General features: G+C 63.1%; 18 protein-coding genes. 9 read left to right on the top strand and 9 right to left on the bottom strand.

Translation table 11 applies throughout. From position 1 onward, the window contains the following. The first annotated feature begins 282 nt into the window (after window positions 1–282). Genes ACZ9GA_RS18015 through ACZ9GA_RS18000 form a run of 4 tightly spaced genes read left to right on the top strand, consistent with a single transcriptional unit; the run spans window position 283 to window position 9,282 of the window. A complete protein-coding gene (locus ACZ9GA_RS18015) occupies window positions 283–1,536 on the top strand; it encodes an efflux RND transporter periplasmic adaptor subunit (RefSeq protein WP_457361410.1) in 1,254 nt (417 codons plus the stop codon). Further along, the gene (locus tag ACZ9GA_RS18010; RefSeq protein WP_457361411.1) at window positions 1,533–4,730 is read left to right on the top strand and encodes an efflux RND transporter permease subunit; all 3,198 of its coding nucleotides are present in this window, start codon (window positions 1,533–1,535) and stop codon (window positions 4,728–4,730) included. The genes ACZ9GA_RS18015 and ACZ9GA_RS18010 overlap by 4 nt, the downstream gene beginning before the upstream one ends. Continuing rightward, window positions 4,727–7,834: an efflux RND transporter permease subunit gene (locus ACZ9GA_RS18005; RefSeq protein WP_457361412.1), complete on the top strand. Its 3,108-nt coding sequence runs from the start codon at window positions 4,727–4,729 to the stop codon at window positions 7,832–7,834. Before ACZ9GA_RS18010 ends, ACZ9GA_RS18005 begins: the two co-directional genes overlap by 4 nt. Window positions 7,835–7,851: 17 nt before the next feature. Further along, a complete protein-coding gene (locus tag ACZ9GA_RS18000; RefSeq protein WP_457361413.1) occupies window positions 7,852–9,282 on the top strand; it encodes an efflux transporter outer membrane subunit in 1,431 nt (476 codons plus the stop codon). Window positions 9,283–9,403: 121 nt separating this feature from the next. On the opposite strand, the gene ACZ9GA_RS17995 is transcribed toward ACZ9GA_RS18000, so the two are convergent. Further along, window positions 9,404–9,976 (bottom strand): GNAT family N-acetyltransferase, encoded by a 573-nt coding sequence (locus ACZ9GA_RS17995; protein ID WP_457361414.1) that lies wholly within the window; start codon window positions 9,974–9,976, stop codon window positions 9,404–9,406. Between the two features lie 261 nt (window positions 9,977–10,237). On the opposite strand from ACZ9GA_RS17995, the gene ACZ9GA_RS17990 reads away from it, so the two are divergent. Both ACZ9GA_RS17990 and ACZ9GA_RS17985 read left to right on the top strand, forming a co-directional pair. Next, window positions 10,238–11,095 carry an endonuclease/exonuclease/phosphatase family protein gene (locus tag ACZ9GA_RS17990; protein WP_457361415.1) on the top strand — a complete coding sequence of 286 codons (858 nt, stop codon included), beginning with the start codon at window positions 10,238–10,240 and terminating at the stop codon, window positions 11,093–11,095. Between the two features lies 1 nt (window position 11,096). Then, entirely contained in the window at window positions 11,097–11,678 is a 582-nt protein-coding gene (locus tag ACZ9GA_RS17985; protein ID WP_457361416.1) for a hypothetical protein, read from the top strand. A 22-nt stretch (window positions 11,679–11,700) separates the two neighbouring features. Here ACZ9GA_RS17985 and ACZ9GA_RS17980 read toward each other — a convergent pair whose 3' ends face one another. Together ACZ9GA_RS17980 and ACZ9GA_RS17975 are read right to left on the bottom strand one after the other, a co-directional pair. Next, on the bottom strand, window positions 11,701–12,120 hold the full coding sequence (locus ACZ9GA_RS17980; protein WP_457361417.1) for a 3-isopropylmalate dehydratase: 420 nt from the start codon (window positions 12,118–12,120) through the stop codon (window positions 11,701–11,703). A gap of 9 nt (window positions 12,121–12,129) precedes the next feature. Beyond that, a complete protein-coding gene (locus tag ACZ9GA_RS17975) occupies window positions 12,130–12,348 on the bottom strand; it encodes a hypothetical protein (protein ID WP_008368335.1) in 219 nt (72 codons plus the stop codon). Window positions 12,349–12,536: 188 nt separating this feature from the next. On the opposite strand from ACZ9GA_RS17975, the gene ACZ9GA_RS17970 reads away from it, so the two are divergent. Beyond that, window positions 12,537–12,830 (top strand): type II toxin-antitoxin system Phd/YefM family antitoxin, encoded by a 294-nt coding sequence (locus ACZ9GA_RS17970; RefSeq protein ID WP_457361418.1) that lies wholly within the window; start codon window positions 12,537–12,539, stop codon window positions 12,828–12,830. Between the two features lie 12 nt (window positions 12,831–12,842). Next, window positions 12,843–13,130, top strand: a complete 288-nt coding sequence (locus ACZ9GA_RS17965) for a type II toxin-antitoxin system RelE family toxin (RefSeq protein WP_457361419.1) — start codon at window positions 12,843–12,845, stop codon at window positions 13,128–13,130. A gap of 206 nt (window positions 13,131–13,336) precedes the next feature. On the opposite strand, the gene ACZ9GA_RS17960 is transcribed toward ACZ9GA_RS17965, so the two are convergent. Continuing rightward, entirely contained in the window at window positions 13,337–13,819 is a 483-nt protein-coding gene (locus tag ACZ9GA_RS17960) for a DUF4142 domain-containing protein (RefSeq protein WP_457361420.1), read from the bottom strand. A gap of 291 nt (window positions 13,820–14,110) precedes the next feature. On the opposite strand from ACZ9GA_RS17960, the gene ACZ9GA_RS17955 reads away from it, so the two are divergent. Further along, a complete protein-coding gene (locus tag ACZ9GA_RS17955; protein WP_457361421.1) occupies window positions 14,111–14,455 on the top strand; it encodes a hypothetical protein in 345 nt (114 codons plus the stop codon). Between the two features lie 41 nt (window positions 14,456–14,496). On the opposite strand, the gene ACZ9GA_RS17950 is transcribed toward ACZ9GA_RS17955, so the two are convergent. The 5 genes from ACZ9GA_RS17950 to aldA all read right to left on the bottom strand — a co-directional run bounded on the left by ACZ9GA_RS17950 (window position 14,497) and on the right by aldA (window position 19,151). Next, entirely contained in the window at window positions 14,497–15,267 is a 771-nt protein-coding gene (locus tag ACZ9GA_RS17950; protein WP_457361422.1) for an SDR family NAD(P)-dependent oxidoreductase, read from the bottom strand. Between the two features lie 12 nt (window positions 15,268–15,279). Then, window positions 15,280–16,338: an L-rhamnose/proton symporter RhaT gene (gene rhaT, locus ACZ9GA_RS17945; protein WP_457361423.1), complete on the bottom strand. Its 1,059-nt coding sequence runs from the start codon at window positions 16,336–16,338 to the stop codon at window positions 15,280–15,282. A 111-nt stretch (window positions 16,339–16,449) separates the two neighbouring features. Continuing rightward, window positions 16,450–16,764, bottom strand: coding sequence for an L-rhamnose mutarotase (gene rhaM, locus ACZ9GA_RS17940; protein WP_457361424.1), 315 nt, complete (start codon window positions 16,762–16,764; stop codon window positions 16,450–16,452). Further along, entirely contained in the window at window positions 16,761–17,612 is an 852-nt protein-coding gene (locus ACZ9GA_RS17935; RefSeq protein ID WP_457361425.1) for an amidohydrolase family protein, read from the bottom strand. The genes rhaM and ACZ9GA_RS17935 overlap by 4 nt, the downstream gene beginning before the upstream one ends. Window positions 17,613–17,717: 105 nt before the next feature. Continuing rightward, a complete protein-coding gene (gene aldA / locus ACZ9GA_RS17930) occupies window positions 17,718–19,151 on the bottom strand; it encodes an aldehyde dehydrogenase (protein ID WP_457361426.1) in 1,434 nt (477 codons plus the stop codon). Window positions 19,152–19,167 lie beyond the last annotated feature (16 nt).

Raw genomic sequence — 19,167 nt, 5'->3', positions numbered from 1 at the left:
GCGATGCAGGCGACGCAGCTTCCAGGCCTTTGCTGCTACCTAAGCGGCTACACCGTCCCCCCTTCGTCAACACTATGTAAATAAAAAGCAAAGCCCACCCATCAGGGTTGGCAGGGCGTTCGGCGCAAGGTCAAATGCCCTTATGAACTTAATCGTACACAGCCGCTCGAACAGTGCGCCCTGCACACTCCCTGCACAATTACTGGCTATGCTGCCCGGTGATTTGCGCAGCGCCGCGTCGTTGCCGGTGCCTTTTATTCCTCGCCTACGCAGAAGTTTCCAATGACCCAGACTCCGGCCGCCCGTTCCCGCAAGCCTCTTGTACTTGCGCTTCTGATTGCCGCCGCCATTGGCGCTGCCTTCATTTACGTCAAGCACACCCCGTCCACCCCCGAAGCCCCGGAGGCGGGCGCCGCACGCGCTGCCGGCCCCGGCGGGCGGCACAGTGGGCCGGGGATGGACGCCAATGCCACGGTCAGCGTGGCGGTGGGTACGGCGGGCGTGGCCGATGTGCCGGTGATCCAGCAGGCGCTGGGCACGGTGATTCCCAACTACTCGGTGACGGTCACCAGCCGTGTCGACGGTGAGCTGATGGCGGTGTACTTCACTGAAGGCCAGTACGTGAAGAAGGGCCAGTTGCTGGCGCAGATCGACCCGCGCGCCTACCAGGCCACCCTGGACCAGTACCAGGGCGACTTGGCGCAGAACCAGGCGCTGCTCAAAAGCGCCCAGCTGACCGCCGAGCGCTACAAGCGCCTGTTCGCCAAAGACTCCATCGCCAAGCAGGACCTGGACACCCAGACGGCCACCGTCGGCCAGTACCAGGGCGCGGTCAAGGCTGACCTGGCACAGATCGACGCCGCCAAGCTGAACCTGATCTACGCCAAGATCGTCTCGCCCATCGACGGCTTCGTCGGCCTGCGCCTGGTGGACCCGGGCAACATCGTGACCTCCAGCAGCACCACCGGCATCGTCACCGTGACCCAGACCAACCCCATTGCCGTAACCTTCAGCATCCCCCAGGCCCAACTGGCGACCATCCTGCCTAAAGTGCGCAAGGGCGAAGTGCTGGCCGTGCAGGCCCTGGACCAGATGGGCAATACCCCGCTGGCCAACGGCACGCTGAAGTTCATCAGCAACGAAATCGACACCAGCACCGGCAGCATCAAGCTCAAGGCGCTGTTCGACAACCCGGACGAGAAGCTCTACCCCAACCAGTTCGTCAACGTGAAGCTGACAACCGACACCCTGCACAACGCCGTGGTGGTACCGTCGGCCGCCGTGCAACTGAGCAGCGACGGCGAGTTCCTGTACGCGGTGAAGGACGGCAAAGCTGAGCGCCGCACCATCAAGACCGGCCCGGCGCTGGGCGAGCAGACCGTGATCACCCAGGGCGTGGCCCAGGGCGAGCAAGTGGTGACCCGTGGCATCGACCACCTGCGTGACGGCGCCACAGTGGAAGTCGAGAAGCCGGCCAGCACTGACAAGGCCGCGAGCAAAACCGCCCAGCCTGCTGCCGGTGCGAAAAGCGAATGAACCCGTCCAGACTCTTCATCCACCGCCCGGTCGCCACCGTGCTGCTGATGCTGGCGGTGATGCTGGCGGGCATCTTCGCCTACCGGCTGCTGTCCACCTCGGCCCTGCCCGAGGTCGACTACCCGACCATCCAGGTCAGCACCCTGTACCCCGGCGCCAGCTCCAACGTGCTGGCCTCGGCGGTCACCGCGCCGCTGGAGCGCCAGCTGGGGCAGATGTCAGGCCTGTCGCAGATGTACTCGACCAGTTCGGCCGGGGCTTCGGTGATTACCCTGAAGTTCTCCCTGGACCTGTCCCTGGACGTGGCCGAGCAGGAGGTGCAGGCGGCCATCAACGCCGCCGACAGCCTGCTGCCCAGCGACCTGCCCAACCCGCCCACCTATAAAAAGGTGAACCCGGCGGACACTGCGGTGCTGACCCTGGCCGCCACCTCCGACAGCCTGCCGTTGACCCGCGTGCAGGACCTGATCAACACCCGCGTGGCGCTGAAACTGTCGCAGATTTCCGGCGTGGGCATGGTCAGCCTGGCCGGCGGCCAGCAGCCGGCGGTGAAGATCGAGGTCAACCCCACCAGTCTTGCGGCCCACGGCCTGACGCTTGAAGACGTGTACGACAAGGTCAACGCCGCCAACGTCAACGGCTCGAAGGGCGGCTTCGACGGGCCCTCGCATTCGATCACCATCGACGCCAACGACCAGTTGCGCGACGCCGTGGAATACGGCGATTTGGTGCTGGCGTACGAGAACGGCGCAGCCCTGCGCCTCAAGGACGTCGCCACTACCGCCGAAGCGCCCCAGGATCAGTACCTGTCGGCCAGCGCCGACGGCAAGCCGGCCATCGTCATCAACGTGCAGCGCCAGCCCGGCGCCAACGTTATCGAAGTGGTGGACAGCATCAAGCAGAAGCTGCCCACCCTGCAATCCGCACTGCCTGATTCGGTGAAGCTCACCGTGATCAGCGACCGCACCCAGACCATCCGCGCCTCGATCAAGGACGTGCAGATCGAACTGCTGCTGTCCATCGGCCTGGTGGTATTGGTGACCTTCGCCTTCCTGGGCAACTTCACCGCCACCCTGATCCCCAGCCTGGCGGTACCGCTGTCGCTGATCGGCACCTTCGGCGTGATGTACCTGGCCGGTTTCAGCGTGAACAACCTGACGCTGATGGCCCTGACCATCGCCACCGGCTTCGTCATCGACGACGCCATCGTGGTGGTGGAAAACATCTCGCGGCACCTGGAGGAGGGCGAGGAACCCATGGCCGCCGCCCTCAAGGGCTCGCAGGAAATCGGCTTCACCATCATCTCGCTGACCTTCTCGCTGATCGCCGTGCTGATCCCGCTGCTGTTCATGGGCGACGTGGTGGGCCGGCTGTTCCGCGAGTTCGCCATCACCCTGGCGGTGGCGATCCTGGTGTCGATGGTGGTCTCGCTGACCCTGACCCCAATGCTGTGCGCGCACCTGCTGCGCCATGTGCCCGAAGGCGGTCAGAGCCGCTTTGCCAAATGGGGCGACCGCCAGTACCAGAAGGTGCTCAACGCCTATGACCGTGGCCTGGTGTGGGTGCTGGACCACCAGCGCCTGACCCTGCTGGTGGCCGTCGGCACCGTGGCACTCACCGGCTTCCTCTACCTGGTGGTGCCCAAGGGCTTCTTCCCCACCCAGGACACCGGCCTGATCCAGGGCTTCACCCGCGCCTCGCAGGACGTCTCGTTCGGCGAGATGGAGCGCCGCCAGCAGGCCATGGTCGAGGTCGTGCGCCAAGACCCTGCCGTGGAATCGGTGTCGTCCACCATCGGCGTCGATGGCAACAACGGCTCGCTGAACAACGGCCGCCTGCAGATCGAACTCAAGCCCTTCGAAGACCGCGATGACACCGCTACCCAAGTCATCGCCCGCCTGGAGCAATCGGCCAAGAGCGTTGCCGGGCTGCAACTGAACCTGGTGTCCTCCCAGGACCTGACCGTGGACGACCAGCTGACCCCCAGCCAGTACCAGTTCACCCTCGACGACTCGGAAAGCGCCAACCTCTCGGCACTGATCCCCAAACTGATGGAGAAGCTGCAGCACCGCAAGGAGATGCGCGACGTCATCGACAACCTGCAGGACCAGGGCCTGGTGGCCTACGTGGAACTGGATCGCGCCGCCGCCATGCGCTACGGCATCACCGCCTCCGACGTCGACACCGCGCTGTACAACGCCTTCGGCCAGCGGCTGATTTCGACCATCTTCACCCAGTCCAACCAGTACCGCGTAGTGCTGCAGGTGCCGGGCAAGTTCCAGCAGAACCTGGCGGCGTTCGACAACATCTACCTGGCGGCAGCGACCACCAGTACCACCGGCAGCAACAGCAGCACGACCACCACAACCACGGGCACCACCACCGGCAGCAGTGCGTCGACGACCAGCTCGTCGACCACCACCACCGCCGCGCAGATGGTGCGCCTGACCGACATCGCCAAGGTCGGCCAGCGCACCGGTTCGCTGTCGCTGAGCCGTCTGGACCAGTTCCCGGCCGTGACCCTGTCGTTCAACCTGGCCGACGGTTACTCGCTGGAGCAGGCGCAACAGGCCATCAGCGAAGTGATGACCGAACTCAACGCACCCAGCAGCATCACCCTGCGCTACCAGGGCGCCGCCGATGCCTTCCAGACCGCCACCGGCAATACCCTGTGGCTGATCCTGGCGGCGCTGATCACCATGTACATCGTGCTGGGCATGCTCTACGAGAGCTTTATCCACCCGGTGACCATCCTCTCGACGCTGCCCTCGGCGGCCATCGGCGCCTTGCTGGCGCTGTTGTTGACCGGCACCGAGTTCAGCCTGATCGCGCTGATCGGGGTGATTCTGCTGATTGGTATCGTCAAGAAGAACGCCATCATGATGATCGACTTCGCCCTGGAGGGCCGTCAGCATCAGCGCCTGAACGCGCGTGACGCCATCCACCGGGCGGCGCTGCTGCGTTTGCGGCCGATCCTGATGACCACCCTGGCGGCCTTGTTCGGTGCCTTGCCGCTGATGCTGGCCACCGGTGCCGGCGCTGAACTGCGCCGGCCGTTGGGCCTGGTGATCGTCGGCGGCCTGTTGCTGAGCCAGGTGCTGACGCTGTTCACCACCCCGGTGATCTACCTGATGTTTGATCGCTTGAGCGAACGCGCCAAGGCCCGCATCAACCGGGGCAGGGCACAGGCATGAACCTGTCACGCCTGTTCATTCGCAAGCCGGTAGCCACCCTGCTGCTGAGCCTGAGCATCACCCTGGCCGGCATCCTGGGCTATACGCTGCTGCCGGTGGCGCCGCTGCCCCAGGTCGACTTCCCGACCATCATGGTCAGCGCGTCGCTGGCCGGGGCCAGCCCGGAAACCATGGCCGCCACGGTGGCCACGCCGCTGGAGCGCAGCCTGGGGCAGATCGCCGGCATCACCGAGATGACCTCGACCAGCAGCCAGGGCTCCACCACGCTGATTCTGCAGTTCGAGCTGGACCGCGACATCAACGGCGCCGCCCGCGACGTGCAAGCGGCCATCAACGCTTCGCGCAGCCTGCTGCCCAGCTCGATGCCGTCGCTGCCCACCTACCGCAAGGCCAACCCGTCGGAAGCGCCGGTGCTGATGCTGGCGCTGACTTCCTCCACGCGCAGCCCGGGCGAGCTCTACGACCTGGCCTACAGCAAGCTGCAGCAGAAGATTGCCCAAGTGAACGGCGTGGGCGAGGTGTCGGTGCGCGGCGGCGCGTTGCCGGCGGTGCGCATCGACATCCAGCCTAATCTGCTGGTCAATGCCGGTATCTCGCTGGAGACCGTGCGCGAAGCCATCGACAACGCCACCAAGGCCAAGCCCAAGGGCATTCTGCAGGGCAGCGGGCAAAGCTGGGTGATCGACGGCAATGACCAGATCGACAAGGCCGTGGATTACCAGAAACTGGTGATCACCTACCAGAACGGCACCGCCGTGCGCCTCAGCGATGTGGCCAACGTCTACGACTCGGTGGAAGACACCTTCGTGGGCGGTTACTACAACGGTCAGCCGTCGGTGACCCTGGGCGTGACCCGCCAGGCCGGCGCCAACATGCTGCAGACCATCGACAGCATCAAGGCGCTGATTCCCGAGCTGCAACGGGAAATTCCTGGCGACGTACAGCTGATTTCAGTGATCGACCGCGGCCCCACGGTGAAGTCGTCGCTGCATGACACTGAGGAAACCCTGCTGATCGCCACCTTGCTGGTGATCGCCGTGGTCTTCGTGTTCCTGCGCAACCTGCGCGCCACGCTGATCCCGGCGGTGGTGTTGCCGGTGTCGCTGATCGGCACCTGTGCGCTGATGTACCTGCTGGGCTACAGCCTGGACAACCTGTCGCTGATGGCGCTGATCATCTGCACCGGCTTTGTGGTGGACGACGCCATCGTGGTGCTGGAGAACATCGCCCGCTATCAGGAGATGGGCATGCGTCCGCTGCGGGCGGCGCTGATGGGCACCCGCGAGGTAGGCTTCACGGTACTGTCGATGACCCTGTCGCTGATTGCCGTGTTCATTCCCATCCTGCTGATGGGCAGCATCGTCGGGCGGCTGTTCCGCGAGTTCGCCGTGACCCTGAGCATCGCCTTGGGTTTGTCGATGATCGTGTCGCTGAGCCTGACGCCGGTGCTGTGCGTGATGCTGCTGCGCCAGCCCAAGCATGATGCGAAAGAACCCAAGCTGTACCAGTGGATCGAAGCCGGGCTGGCCCGCGTGCAGGGCGCTTACTTGGCGGCGCTGGCCTGGGTCATGCGCCATCGGCTGTTGACCATGTTCAGCCTGCTGCTGACCGTGGGCCTTAACGTGTACCTTTACGCCACGGTGCAGAAGGGCTTTTTCCCGGCCCAGGATACGGGCGTCTTGATGGGCGCCGTGCGCGCCGACCAGAACATCTCGTTCCAGGCGCTCAAACCGCACCTGATGCAGATCGCCCACGACCTGGCGGCCGACCCCGACGTGGAGGCCGTGATGTCGTCCACCGGCAGCGGTCGCGCCGGGTCGCGCAACACTGGTGACTTCTTCATTCGCCTTAAGGATTACAAGCAGCGCACCAGCAGTGCGGCAGCCATCGCCAACCGGCTGACCAAGGCCAACAACAAGGTGGCCGGTATCCAGGTGTTCCTGATGCCCGCCGAGGACATCCGCGTGGGCGGCCGCAGTGCCAACGCCACCTACCAGTTCAGCCTGCAGGCCGATGACCTGGACCTGCTGCGGGTGTGGGAGCCGAAAGTCGAGGCGGCGTTGCGCGCCTTGCCGCAACTGACCGGCATCGACTCCGACTCGCAGACCGGCGGCCAGGAACTCAAGCTGCACATCGACCGCGCCGCTGCCAGCCGCCTGGGCGTCAGCGTCAGCGATATCGACAACCTGCTCAACAATTCCTACAGCCAGCGCCAGGTGGCCACGCTGTACAAGACCCTCAACCAGTATCACGTGGTGATGGGCCTGGACCCGGTGTACACCAGCGACTCGACCATGCTGGAACGCATGTACGTGATCAACAGCGACAACCAGCAAGTGCCGCTGACCGCCTTCGCCACCTTCAGCCCCGACAACGCGCCACTGGCCGTGGCCCACCAGGGCCAGTCGGCCACCAGCACCATCGCCTTCAACCTGCAGGACGGGGTGTCGCTGGAGCAGGCCACGGTGGCCATCAACGCGGCGGTGGACAAGGTCGGCCTGCCACGTGACATTCAGGCCGGCTTTGCCGGCACCGCCCAGGCCTACGCGGCGCTGGCGGCGAGCATGCCGTGGCTGATCGCCGCGGCCTTGCTGGCGGTGTATATCGTGCTTGGCGTGCTGTATGAAAGCTACATCCACCCGCTGACCATTCTGTCGACGCTGCCATCGGCGGGGGTAGGGGCGCTGTTGCTGCTCAAGGCGGTGAACATGCAGCTGACGGTGATTGCGCTGATCGGCATTCTGTTGCTGATCGGCATCGTCAAGAAAAACGCCATCATGATGATCGACTTCGCCCTGGTGGCCGAGCGCGACCGCAAGTTGCCGCCCGAACAGGCGATCATCGAGGCCTGCCGCATGCGCTTCCGGCCGATCATGATGACCACGCTGGCGGCTTTCTTCGGCGCCTTGCCGCTGGCCCTGGGCAGCGGCGGCGACGCCGACCTGCGCAAGCCGCTGGGCGTGGCGATTGCCGGCGGCCTGGCGCTTAGCCAACTGCTGACGCTGTTCACCACCCCGGTGGTGTACCTCTATCTGGACCGTGCCAGCCGTGTCACACGGCACTTCTGGCACACGCGTATCCGTCGCACTCACGTGCCCGGCTGACTGACAAGGGTTAAACGATGAACGCTTTTCTGCCTTCCCGCCTGTGTATCGCCGTGCTGCTTGCCAGCAGCCTGCTGGGTGGCTGCATGGTCGGCCCTGATTACAAGAAGCCGACGGCGCCGATTTCCACCACCTTCAAGGAGGCCCAGGGCTGGAAAGCGGCGAGCCCCCAGGACGAGCTGCCCAAGGGGCCGTGGTGGGAACTGTACCAAGACCCGCAGCTGAACACGCTGGCCAGCCAAGTGCAGCTCAATAACCAGAACGTGGCGCTGTACGCGGCCCAGTATCGCCAGGCCCTGGGCCTGGTGGACCAGTCACGCGCCGGGCTGTTCCCGACCCTGACCGGCACGGGCTCCAGCACCCGCAGCGAGACGGGCAGCGGCTCGTCGTCGAGCAGCACCACCGCCAGCGGCGGTGGCGTCAGCAAGGACCACACCGCCAGCCTCAGCCTGAGCTGGGAGGCCGACATCTGGGGCAAGCTGCGCCGCACCGTGGAACAGGACCGTGCCAGCGCCCAGGCCAGTGCCGCGGACCTTGCCAACGCCACCCTCAGCGCGCAGTCGACCCTGGCCCAGAACTACTTCCAGCTGCGCATCCTGGATCAGCGCATCGCCTTGTACAAAGAGACCATCGCCGGTTACGAGCGCTACCTGCAGATCATCCAGAACAAGTACGACGAGCAGATCTCCTCGCGCGCCGACCTGGCCACCGGCAAGACCCAATTGCAGAGTGCCCAGGCGTCGATGCTCGACCTGCAATGGCAGCGCGCCCAGTACGAACACGCCATCGCCTTGCTGATCGGCAAGGCCCCGGCGGACTTCGCCCTGGCCGCCGACCCGGCCTGGCAATACCACGTGCCGACGGTACCGCTGGGCGTGCCGAGCCGCCTGCTGGAACGTCGCCCGGACATCGCCGCGGCCGAGCGGGAAATGGCGGCGGCCAATGCCGCCGTTGGCGTAGCCACGGCCGCGTATTACCCGGACCTGACGTTGAGCGCCAGTGGCGGCTTTGAAAGCTCGACCATGAGCAAGCTGTTCACCGTGCCCAATCGCTTCTGGTCCATTGGCCCGAGCCTGACTGGCACTATTCTCGACTTCGGCGCCACCCGTGCGGCGGTCGATCAGGCCAAGGCCGCCTACGACGGTACCGTCGCCACCTATCGCCAGACCGTGTTGACCGGCCTGGGCGAGGTGGAGGACTACCTGGTTGAGCTGCGCACCCTGGAGCCGGAACTGGTGGCGCGAAGGGCGTCGGCGCAGTCGGCGGAGGATTCGGCGTCGGTGAGCCGTGATCAGTACGAGGCGGGGGTGATCGATTACCTGGATGTGGCGACCACCCAGGCTACCAGCTTGAGTGAGCGGCAGACATTGCTGAGCCTGGTGGCGACGCAGTTGGTCACCAGTGTGCAGTTGCAGGCTGCGCTGGGTGGTTCCTGGACGGGGGACTAAGCTTCAGCTGTGCGGCGCGCTTTCGGGCCTCTCGCGAGCAAGCTTTGCTCCCACAGTGTTACTCCTACTTAAGGCGTACACCTGTGGGAGCAAAGCTTGCTCGCGATGGCCGCGCCGCCGTTTAAAGCTGCAAACGCGCTTCGAGCAGCGCCTTGACCTCGGCCCACTCTTCATCAATCACACTGAACCGCACCGAATTGCGCTTGCGCCCATCCGGCATGATCCGTTCATTGCGCACAATCCCTTCCTGCTTGGCCCCCAGCCTTAAAATCGCCGCCCGTGACCTGGCATTGATCTCATCGGTGGTGAACTGCACCCGCACGCACTCCAACACCTCGAACGCATACCGCAGCATCAGGTACTTGGCCTCGGTATTGACGAAACTGCGCTGCCAGCGCGCGGCAATCCAGGTGCTGCCGATTTCCAGCTTGCGATTGACCCGGTCGACCTTCCAGAACCGCGTGCTGCCGATCACCTCGCCGGTGTCTTTCAGCACCGTGACGTACGGCAACACCGCACCTGCCTCGCGACCTTTGAGGGCCGTGTCGATATAGCCCTGCACCGTGGCCGCCGAAGGCACCACGGTGAAGGGCAGGTTCCACAGTTCGCCATCGCTGGCGGCGGCCACCAGGGCAGTGGCGTCTTCGGGTTGCAGTGGCCGCAACAGGATGCGCGGGCCTTCGAGTGCTTGCATTCAGTCAGGTGCCTTGTGCTTCGGAGCCTTTTTTATATCCAGGAATAATACCCGGATCAACGCGTGCGGGGACAAGTGTCATGACGAATGCTGCAAAGCATCTCGTCACTTTTTGAATCAAGCATGGCCTGTGATTCAAAGCAGGCGCTGGTATATTCGGGGTCCGCTCAAGGGTTGAGTGCCAAGGAATGTAGGTGGTAGATGGATCTCAATATAGCGTGGTGGAACACGAGTTTGTCCCCTCCCACAACAAGGAAAAGTGTGAAGCTTAATAAAAAAGGCCGAGAGGCTTTTTTTACCGTTGTTCGCCATCTTCTTGTGGAAGGGGAAGTTAATTTGCTGGGCTTGTGCGAAGTCGACAAGGTGGATATTGGTGAGCTGTCAGGGTATCTGGTTGAACAGGGGTTTGCTGATTGGGTGGTGATATCGCTGTATTCGTCGCTCAAGAATCGAGTGAACGACTACTGCCTGTTGGTGGATCGTTCATGCCTGGAATACATTGATCACGCGTACGTTGAACACTGGGACGAAACCAGGACCTACTACAAGGCGGGGGTCAGGGTGACACTGAAGGGGGAGGGTGATGAACGGGTTTATGTCTACCTGTCTCATTGGCAGAGTCAACGCAATATGAACGCCAAGGCGCATCGTGCGCAGCTTGCCACGGTGCTTCGTAATTCCATCAATTCGGTGTTCGATGAGCAGGGGGACGATGCGGGTATCGTATTGATGGGCGATTATAATGATGATCCGTTTGAAGATTCCCTGACCCACCATTTAAAGTCAACCCGGGACAAGTTTTTCGCTTTGGCACACCCGCGGGTGCTTTATAACCCCTTCTGGCGCACGCTGGGTGCCATTATTCCGCATCGCCACGATGATGAAGTTTCGTGGGATTATCCGTCGGGCACCTGTTATTACGCGCAGAACAAAGAGCTGACATTCTGGAAGACGTTTGACCAGATTCTGTTTTCTTCATCGTTCTTTGGGCGTAAAGGCTGGCACCTGGTAGAGGGGAATACCAAAGTATATTCTCAGCTCGAGTTAGGTGCGCATTTCTCGAATTGGCATGAGGTGTCTGATCACTTGCCTGTTTTCGCAAGTCTGAAGAGAGTTTGATATGAAGGATTTTCTAGAGGCGTTCAAAGTGGGGATCAAGGCGGCGACTGAGGTCAGTCGAAGCCATAAAGAGGTGGACAGGGTGTTTGCCGAAGCAGATCGGGCCATTGATGAGGCCAGTGGGGGGCAGGTAGGCATCGCTCGCGTGGGCAATGGCTTCTCGTTCAAACATGATGAGATTCGGGCGTCGATTGCAGGCAGCTGCCAGGGCGAGCTCAAGGAGATATCCGGGATGGTTGTGCTGCTTAGCAAAGTGCAACAGGTTGCGCCGGTAAAAGTTGCTGATTGGTGCCAGGCGTCGCGCGGGTTCGTTTTCTCGATTCGATTCGAGCGGCGGGAGATCATTGCCAAGAGCGTCGTTCAGTTAAGGACGGCGTTGAGCGAATTGCTTGCGTCACCCGTGGTAGGTGGCGCGTTTTTAAGCATTATGAATGCAACCCAGTGTAACGATGCTGAAGAGGAGACCCCTCGCGATTCCCGAGCCATCAAACCTGCCCAAGGCACCGAGGTGCCAGTGAAGGCCAAGGTTAAACGAAAGGGCGTGCCAGGCCTTAAACCTGACACTTCTGGTCCCGTCCGCTGAGCCTGAGGGACTTTTGCCGACGCTATGGCTTGTCGCTGAGTATGGCAAACCCCTGCTTGTTTTCACTGACGATGCGCACGTGCTCATCCTGCCCGGCACTGGCCTGCACCAGTATCTCCCGACGCAGGCTGCCCTTGCCGCACAGGGTGTCATCGGCCGTATCGGTGGCGATGCCGACGATCCGCTCGCCCGCCGGCACCTGGAAGGTGGCCACCTCGCCAATGCCGATGCGCGCCGCCACGGTGCGGTCGATGGTCACCGCCACGTAGCAGCCGCCGCCGAGCATGCCGATGTCACGGCGTACCACCAGGGTGCTGCCACCCACCACGGCCTCCTGAAACTTGAGCAGCCGCTCCTTGGGCACCGGGTCGGGGTGGTCGGCACGAAAGGAAGAACAGCCACTGATCAACAACACGCTCACTGCAGTACAGATCAGGCGCATGGGCATTCCTCATTTGTCCCAGGGCATGGGCAGGCCGGCGCGCACCTTGGCGCTCAGCGCCTTGAGGTACTCCAGCGGTTCGCCTTCGGAATGGGCGTGGCTCTGCTCGTCCACCCAGGTCATGACCTTCTGGCGGTCCAGGCTTGGGCGGGCATGCAGCATCTCCTTGATCACCCGTTCACAGTGCTGCGAGTAAGCAATGACACTGGAAAACATCTGATGGGCCATGATCGCTCCTTGAGGCGGTTTTGCGAGGATCACCTCAAGGTAGCACTCAATGGTGACAGGGGCGGGACAATTGTGGGCGTCGGGGCTTGCGACCGATGGCAGTGTTGCCCTATCACTGTGTTTTGCGTATTGCTGTATGCTTGAGGTACGCACAAAAGTATGTGTAATTATCTGCTAAGGAGGTCGTCATGGCTTCATTGCTCGACCGCGCTGAACAGGCCGTCTCGGTCACGGCACTGGTTCGTGGTTTCAGCGCCAAGCTCAAGGAAGTGACCAGCCGCGCGACTGATCGGTTGGTGGTATTCAAGGACAACGAGCCTGCGGCTGTCATTTTGAATGTGCAGGCGTATCAGGATATGCAGGATGAGCTGGAAAATCTGCGTGTTGAAGCCGCTGCCCGGGACCGGCTGGCGACATTCGATGCCGCCAAGGCCATTTCTCACTCGGACATGCGCGCGCGCTACGTCAACAACGATCAATGACAAGGAGCCCCAATGGCTTGGGCGGTTATTTACCATCCGGAGGTTACGGACGACTTCGATCAGCTTGGCGCCTATGCGGCCAACCGCATACTCGATGTGATCGAGCAGCGTATCGCCAACGGTGAGCCCGACAAACTCGGCAAGGCGTTACGGGGCAGCCTTGCAGGCTGTCGACGAATCAGGACGGGGGATACGCGGATTGTGTACCGGGTAGATGGGCAGGCGATCATCGTCTTGATCATCGCTGTCGGTGCTCGACGCGACAGCGAAGTCTATGATGCGGCGGTGGAGCGGGTGTAGCCGCTGCCGGAGGTTGTGGCTAAGTGTTTGTGGTGTGCGTTAGAGGTGCATGTCGTTGGGGTTGTGGTGCTCTTTAGATCGAGCGCCGCCCGCGCGGCGCTTCCCCGCCTCACGCGCAAGCCCGGTCCCACATTTGTTTCGGGCCAGTTATGTGTGCGGCATCACCTGGCCCGCCTTGTTGCTCGGCGCTGGAGTAGTGGGGCGGGTTATTTCTTGTAAGTCTTGGACAGCCGCTGGGCCATTTTGCCGTGGCGTTGCACGTCCTTGAGCTGTGCCAGGGCGAAGGCCTTGAGCTCGGGGGCGTCGTTACTGTTTACTTCGGCTTCGTAGAGGGCGGCCAGCTCCTCGGTCACCTTGACCTGGTTCAGCGCAAAGCTGGCTTCCGGGGTTTTGCCGGCCACGGCTGGCGCCGGGGTGGCTTTGGTCGGCGCCACGGGCAAGTCGATGTCGAGCTTCTTGGCCACGTCCGTCAGCTGTTCGTTGATGATGGTGTTGTCTTTTACCATCACGCCCACGTAGGTCTGCATATCAGGCTGCTGGAACTTGCTGCCGCCTTCCTGCACCAGCAGGATTTGCGTGGCGGCGCCGGTCAGGGCCTTGGTGACGAAGGCGTTGGGCGCGGCGAAGGCGGTACCGGTGCTGGCGATCAGCAGGGCCAGGCCCAGTTGCAGGGTTTTGCGGTGGTTCATTGACGAGGTCTCGAATGGTTCAACGGGGCACATAGCCTATGAGAATCGCTTTGCAGCCTTTGGACAAATGAAGCTTTGCTCAGTTGCACTGTAGCCGCTGCCGCGAGGCTGCGCTGGCCCTTGTCCATCACCCCCCGATCTCCGTCATCTGTACTATTTAAGTATTAACTTTGAAGGGCGTTTTTACGTTGCTATGTAGGACTTTTCTGAAGTTCATTGGCGTTGTTCTTTCGCTATGTGTGCGGTGCTAGTCTCGCGCCTTGTCATTCATTACAAGAGAGCAAGTTTTCTATGCGAGCTATTTCCCAATCCCTCGAAGCCCTGTTGCGCGAAACTTACCACGACAAGACGGTCTCCCTTGAAGAGTTCCAGAAGGTCGCCCGCGATGCCGATGACCGCTGGGACCGCGTGGTAGAGGAGCTAGGCCAGAACAATACCCTGGTGTCCTTCCAGCGCGTGATGGACGTGGCGTCCCATTTGCTGCACTTGAGCCTGGTCAATATTCGCGATGAAGATATTTCCGACCTGGGCAAGGCCATCGTCAAAGATGCGGTATTTGCCCAGGTTGAATATTTGCGTGCAGGGGCCGTGCTAAGTTTGAAGTTGCTGCAAACAGATATCAATCAAGCCGATTGAATATACAAGGCCCGCTCGGTTTTTCCGGCGGGCCTTTCGCTTTACTGCAGGTTCACGTACAACCCACCATCCACCAGCAGCGACGCCCCGGTCACATACCGCGCCATGTCCGAGGCCAGGAACACCACGGGCCCGGCGATATCATCCGGTTCACCCAAGCGCCCCAGCGGCGTGCGGCCGGTCATGTAGGCCAGTTTTTCCGGGTCGCTCAGGTCGTCCTTGTTGATGTCGGTGGCGATGGTGCCCGGCAGCACCGAGTTGCAGCGAATCCCGTACGGCCCTAACGCGATGGCGCACGATTGCATCAGCGAATGCAGCCCGGCCTTGGTGGGCGTGTAGTGGGTTTGCATGCCGCCACCTACCAGTGCGCTGATGGAGCTGATGGCGATGATCGCGCCGCCACGGCCCTGGTTTTTCATCTGATTGGCCGCCGCCTGCACGGCGAAGTAGGCGCCGTTGAGGTTGGTGTTGACGGTTTTCAGGTAGGTTTCGCGGGGCATGTCCAGGAACGAGTGGAACGGGCAGATGCCGGCGTTGTTGACGAACACGTCGACGCTGCCGAAGGCTTCCAGGGCGCCGGCCACCAGCTTGTCGCCGGTGTCAGGGTCGGCGGCATCGCCCGGCACATCGATGGCCTGGCCGCCAAAGGCGCGGATTTCCTCGATCAGGGAGGCGGCCGCCTGGTTGCCCTGGGCGCTGCCGCTGTGGCCGATCACCACGCGGCCGCCCTGGCGTGCACACTCACGGGCCACGGCGCGGCCGATGCCACGCGAGGCGCCGGTGATGATCACGGTCTTGTCTTTGAGCAGCATGGGTGGTTCTCCTTAGCTTAGGTAATTGCCGTAGCCCACCAGGGTGATGGCGGCCAGGATCACCAGGATCCCGGCCAGCAACACGCCCTTGGTGGTGGTGCTGGTGCCTTGCCACTCCTTGAAGTACAGGCCCCAGACGTTGGACACGATGATGATGAACGACATGTGCAGCACCCAGCTGCTGGCGTCGTTGTGCAGGCGGCTTTCGCCCATGCCGTAGAAAAAGAACTGCAGGAACCACAGGGTACCGGCGCAGGCCACCAGCAGGTAGTTGGCCAATAGTGGGGTGCTGCGGTCGCGGTAGTTGTGGAAGGTCCTGTTGCGCCAGTTCAGCCACAGGCACCACAGGCCGTTGGTGGTCAGGCCGCCCCACATGATCACCATGAAGGTCACGTTGTTCTGGAACAGGCTGTTGGCACCGTGCTCCACGGCGGCTGCGGCCAGCGGCCGGCCGGCGGTGATGCCGTAGCTGAAGCTGGCGCTGAGCACGCCGCTGATCACCGCCACCAGCAAGCCCTTGCCCAGGGCGAACTCGGTGACGCTCTGGAACTTGGTGCTGTCGGGCACTTCGCGTTCCTTGATGAAGCCGGCGCGGCCGCACAGGGCGATGCCGATCAGCGACACCGCCACGCCGATCAGCACACACTGGCCGCCCAGATTGGTGCACATGGCGCTGAGGGTGCCGGTGCTGTCATTGGTGAACAGGTCGCGGTACAGCGGCGGCATCAGCGCGCCCAGGGCCGAGGTCAGGCCCATGATCAGCGACATGCCCAGGGACAGGCCCAGGTAGCGCATGGTCAGGCCGAACGTCAGCCCGCCGATGCCCCACAGCACGCCGAACAGGTAGGTCCAGCCCAGGGTCGACGAATCGGCCTGGCGCAGGATGTCGACCCAGCCGGGCACGGTCAGTTGCGCGGCGATCAGGGGCACGATCAGCCAGGACACCAGGCCGCCGGTGATCCAGTAGCTTTCCCAGGCCCAGCCACGGACTTTCTTGTAGGGGATGTAGAAGCTGCCGGAGGCGAAGCCGCCGATGAAGTGCAGCAGTACCCCGAGGATGATGATTTCCAAATGCGCAGTCCTTTGTTGTTATTGTGCAAAACCCTGTAGCAGCGGCCGTCAGGCCGCGTCGGCGTCTTCCCGGGCACACCGCGTTGGCCGGGACGCAGCCTTCGGCAGCTGCTACGGGAGTTCGAACATCGGGATCAGGTCCAGGCTGACCGGCGAGCCGTCGGGGTGGCTGGGCATGATGTCTTTCATGTGCTGCCACCAGCGTTGCATCACCGGCAGGCCCGGCAATTGGTCCAGCAGGTGCTGGTCGTGGTGCTGCATCACGGCGAACAGCGCGTGGCTGTGCGGGTCGAGGAAGATGCGGTACTCGACGATGCCGGCCTGTTTCAGGGCCTGCACCAGTTCCGGCCAGATCTGGTCGTGGCGCTTGCGGTATTCCTCGGCCTGGCCGGGGTTGAGGTTCATGCGGAAGGCGCGGGTTTTCATGCGGTGTACCCCAGCAGGCCGTAGACGCGGGGGGCGTTGCGCAGGAAGAACTTTTCCTGGACGGGGGCGGGTTGGGTCGCCAGGCACGCCTTGACCAGCCCCACAGTGGTGTTGAAGTCGGTGATGTGGTCGCTGTTGGGCCAGTCGCTGCCGAAGAAGCAGCGGTCTTCGCCGAACAGTTCGAACAGCCGGGCCAGCACATCGCGGTAGCCGCTGGGGTCGAGGATCAGGCCCTGGCTGTCGGTCTGTGGAATTTCGGCGAGCTTGGCCACCACCTGAGGGCGACTGGCCAATTCCTGCAGGTCGGCGGTGAACGCCAGGTCCGCCGCATTGGGCAGGTGATCGATCACTATGCGCAGTTCCGGCAGGCGGTCACTGAGCATCAGCAGGGCCTTGATCAAGCGTGCATCCGGGTTGGCGCTGTCCAGCACCAGGCCGCGTTCGGCGACCTGGGCCAGGCCGTCGATGAAGCCGGGTTGCTGCTGGTCGGCCAGCAGGTCGCGGTCCCACAGGTTGCCGTAGCGGATGCCGCGAAAGCGCCGGTCGGCGCTCAGGTGGTCAAGGTCTTGATGAAAGGTGGACGCCAGTGGATCAAGGTTGCCGATGTAGCCCACCAGGCGCGAGTCCTGGTCGAGGGTGCGCAGTACCCAGTCGTTGTCCAGGCGACGGGGGCTGGCTTCCACCACCAGGGCGCCGACCACGCCGGCAGGGGCGGCCAGGGCCCAGTAATCGGCGGGCAGGCGCGGGCCAAAGATGGCGTCGCCAGGCTGTGGCCAGGGGATGCCTTCGGGGCGGCTGGGGTCGTAGAGATGCAGGTGGCTGTCGAACAGCGGGCCGGTGTAGATCAAGATCAGCGTCCTTTCTTGTTGTGGTGGTGCCCTTTTCCCGAGCTTCGCCCGGTCCCACAAACATCTGTGGGACCGGGCGAAGCTCGGGAAGCAGGCGCCGCAGTCTCAAGCCTGCAAGTAGACCACATGGGTATGGGTATATTCATACAACCCATGCTTGCCATCGGCGCCGCCCACGCCCGACTTGCGCACCCCGGCATGGAACCCCTGCATGGCCTCGAAGTTCTCGCGGTTGATGTAGGTCTCGCCGAAATCGATCTCGCGCATGGCTTGCATGGCCTTGTTGAGATCGCGGGTGTACAGCGACGAGGTCAGCCCGTACTCGCAGTCGTTGGCCAGGGCGATGGCTTCGTCCAGATCGTCGACGATCTGGATCGGCAATACCGGCCCGAAGATCTCCTTGCGCATGATCTCCATGTCCGCCCGGCAACCGGCCAGCACGGTGGGCTGGTAGTGGAAACCCTGGTGACGATCGGCCACGGCGCCGCCGGTGATCAGCTGGGCGCCATCGGCCAGCGCACGGCGCACCTTGGCGTCGACGCTGTCCAGGCCGGCACGGTTGATCAACGGGCCCATCTCCACGCTGCTGTCAGCCAGCGGGTCGCCATAGCGGGTGTCGGCCATGGCCGCGCCGATGCGCTCGATAAACTGATCAGCCACCTTGCGCTCCACGTACACCCGCTCGGCGCAGTTGCACACCTGGCCGGTGTTGATGATGCGCGAGTCACGGATGGCTTTCACCGCCAGCTCCAGGTCAGCATCGGCCAGGACGATGGCCGGGGCCTTGCCGCCCAGTTCCAGGTTGAGCTTGGTGAGGTTGGGCGCCGCTGCAGCCATGATCCGCGCGCCAGTGTCGACGCTGCCGGTGAAGCTGATCATGTCGACCTTGGCGTGGGCGCTCAGGGCGGCGCCTACGCGGCCGTCGCCGCAGACCACGTTGAAGACGCCGGCCGGCAGGTCGGTCTCGGCCACCAGGCGGGCGAACTCGAAGCAGTTGTTCGGGGTTTCCTCGCTGGGCTTGACCACGATGGTGTTGCCGGTGATCAGCGCCGGGGCCATCTTGCGCGCGATCAGGAAGAACGGGAAATTCCACGGCAGGATGCCGGCCACCACGCCTAGCGGCTTGCGGAACAGGAAGATGTTCTCGCCCGCACGGTCGCTGCTGATGATCTCGCCTTCGATGCGCCGCGCCCACTCGGCCATGTAGTCCAGGTAGTCGGCGGTGAAGTTGACTTCCACCTCGGCCAGGGCGCTGATCTTGCCCTGTTCCGAGGTGATGGTGCGCGCCAGGGCCGGGGCGTGTTCGCGCAGCTTGGCGGCGATGCGGCGCAGGTAGCCGGCGCGCTCGATGGCCGGCTTGCGCGCCCAGTCTTTTTGCGCGGTACGGGCAGCGGCCAGGGCGCGGTCGACTTCATCGCCGCTGGCGGCGGGCACGCGCGACAGCAGGGCGCCGGTGGCGGGGTTGAACACCTCCAGGTGCTCGGTGCTGTCGGTGAACTGGCCGTTGATGTAGTTCTGGTAAACCGGTACGGATGACATGGCAGGCTCCGTGAAA

Source organism: Pseudomonas sp. TE3644, assembly GCF_056278815.1.
The sequence above is the reverse complement of the archived record's forward strand: the minus strand, read 5'-3'. Positions and strand labels throughout refer to the sequence as shown.

Excerpts from the sequence above, each read along its gene's own strand:
- ACZ9GA_RS18015 (WP_457361410.1), top strand. The coding sequence starts at position 283 with ATGACCCAGACTCCGGCCGCCCGTTCCCGCAAGCCTCTTGTACTTGCG.
- ACZ9GA_RS18010 (WP_457361411.1), top strand. The coding sequence starts at position 1,533 with ATGAACCCGTCCAGACTCTTCATCCACCGCCCGGTCGCCACCGTGCTG.
- ACZ9GA_RS18005 (WP_457361412.1), top strand. The coding sequence starts at position 4,727 with ATGAACCTGTCACGCCTGTTCATTCGCAAGCCGGTAGCCACCCTGCTG.
- ACZ9GA_RS18000 (WP_457361413.1), top strand. The coding sequence starts at position 7,852 with ATGAACGCTTTTCTGCCTTCCCGCCTGTGTATCGCCGTGCTGCTTGCC.
- ACZ9GA_RS17995 (WP_457361414.1), bottom strand. The coding sequence starts at position 9,976 with ATGCAAGCACTCGAAGGCCCGCGCATCCTGTTGCGGCCACTGCAACCC.
- ACZ9GA_RS17985 (WP_457361416.1), top strand. The coding sequence starts at position 11,097 with ATGAAGGATTTTCTAGAGGCGTTCAAAGTGGGGATCAAGGCGGCGACT.
- ACZ9GA_RS17980 (WP_457361417.1), bottom strand. The coding sequence starts at position 12,120 with ATGCGCCTGATCTGTACTGCAGTGAGCGTGTTGTTGATCAGTGGCTGT.
- ACZ9GA_RS17975 (WP_008368335.1), bottom strand. The coding sequence starts at position 12,348 with ATGGCCCATCAGATGTTTTCCAGTGTCATTGCTTACTCGCAGCACTGT.
- ACZ9GA_RS17970 (WP_457361418.1), top strand. The coding sequence starts at position 12,537 with ATGGCTTCATTGCTCGACCGCGCTGAACAGGCCGTCTCGGTCACGGCA.
- ACZ9GA_RS17965 (WP_457361419.1), top strand. The coding sequence starts at position 12,843 with ATGGCTTGGGCGGTTATTTACCATCCGGAGGTTACGGACGACTTCGAT.
- ACZ9GA_RS17960 (WP_457361420.1), bottom strand. The coding sequence starts at position 13,819 with ATGAACCACCGCAAAACCCTGCAACTGGGCCTGGCCCTGCTGATCGCC.
- ACZ9GA_RS17955 (WP_457361421.1), top strand. The coding sequence starts at position 14,111 with ATGCGAGCTATTTCCCAATCCCTCGAAGCCCTGTTGCGCGAAACTTAC.
- ACZ9GA_RS17950 (WP_457361422.1), bottom strand. The coding sequence starts at position 15,267 with ATGCTGCTCAAAGACAAGACCGTGATCATCACCGGCGCCTCGCGTGGC.
- rhaM (WP_457361424.1), bottom strand. The coding sequence starts at position 16,764 with ATGAAAACCCGCGCCTTCCGCATGAACCTCAACCCCGGCCAGGCCGAG.
- aldA (WP_457361426.1), bottom strand. The coding sequence starts at position 19,151 with ATGTCATCCGTACCGGTTTACCAGAACTACATCAACGGCCAGTTCACC.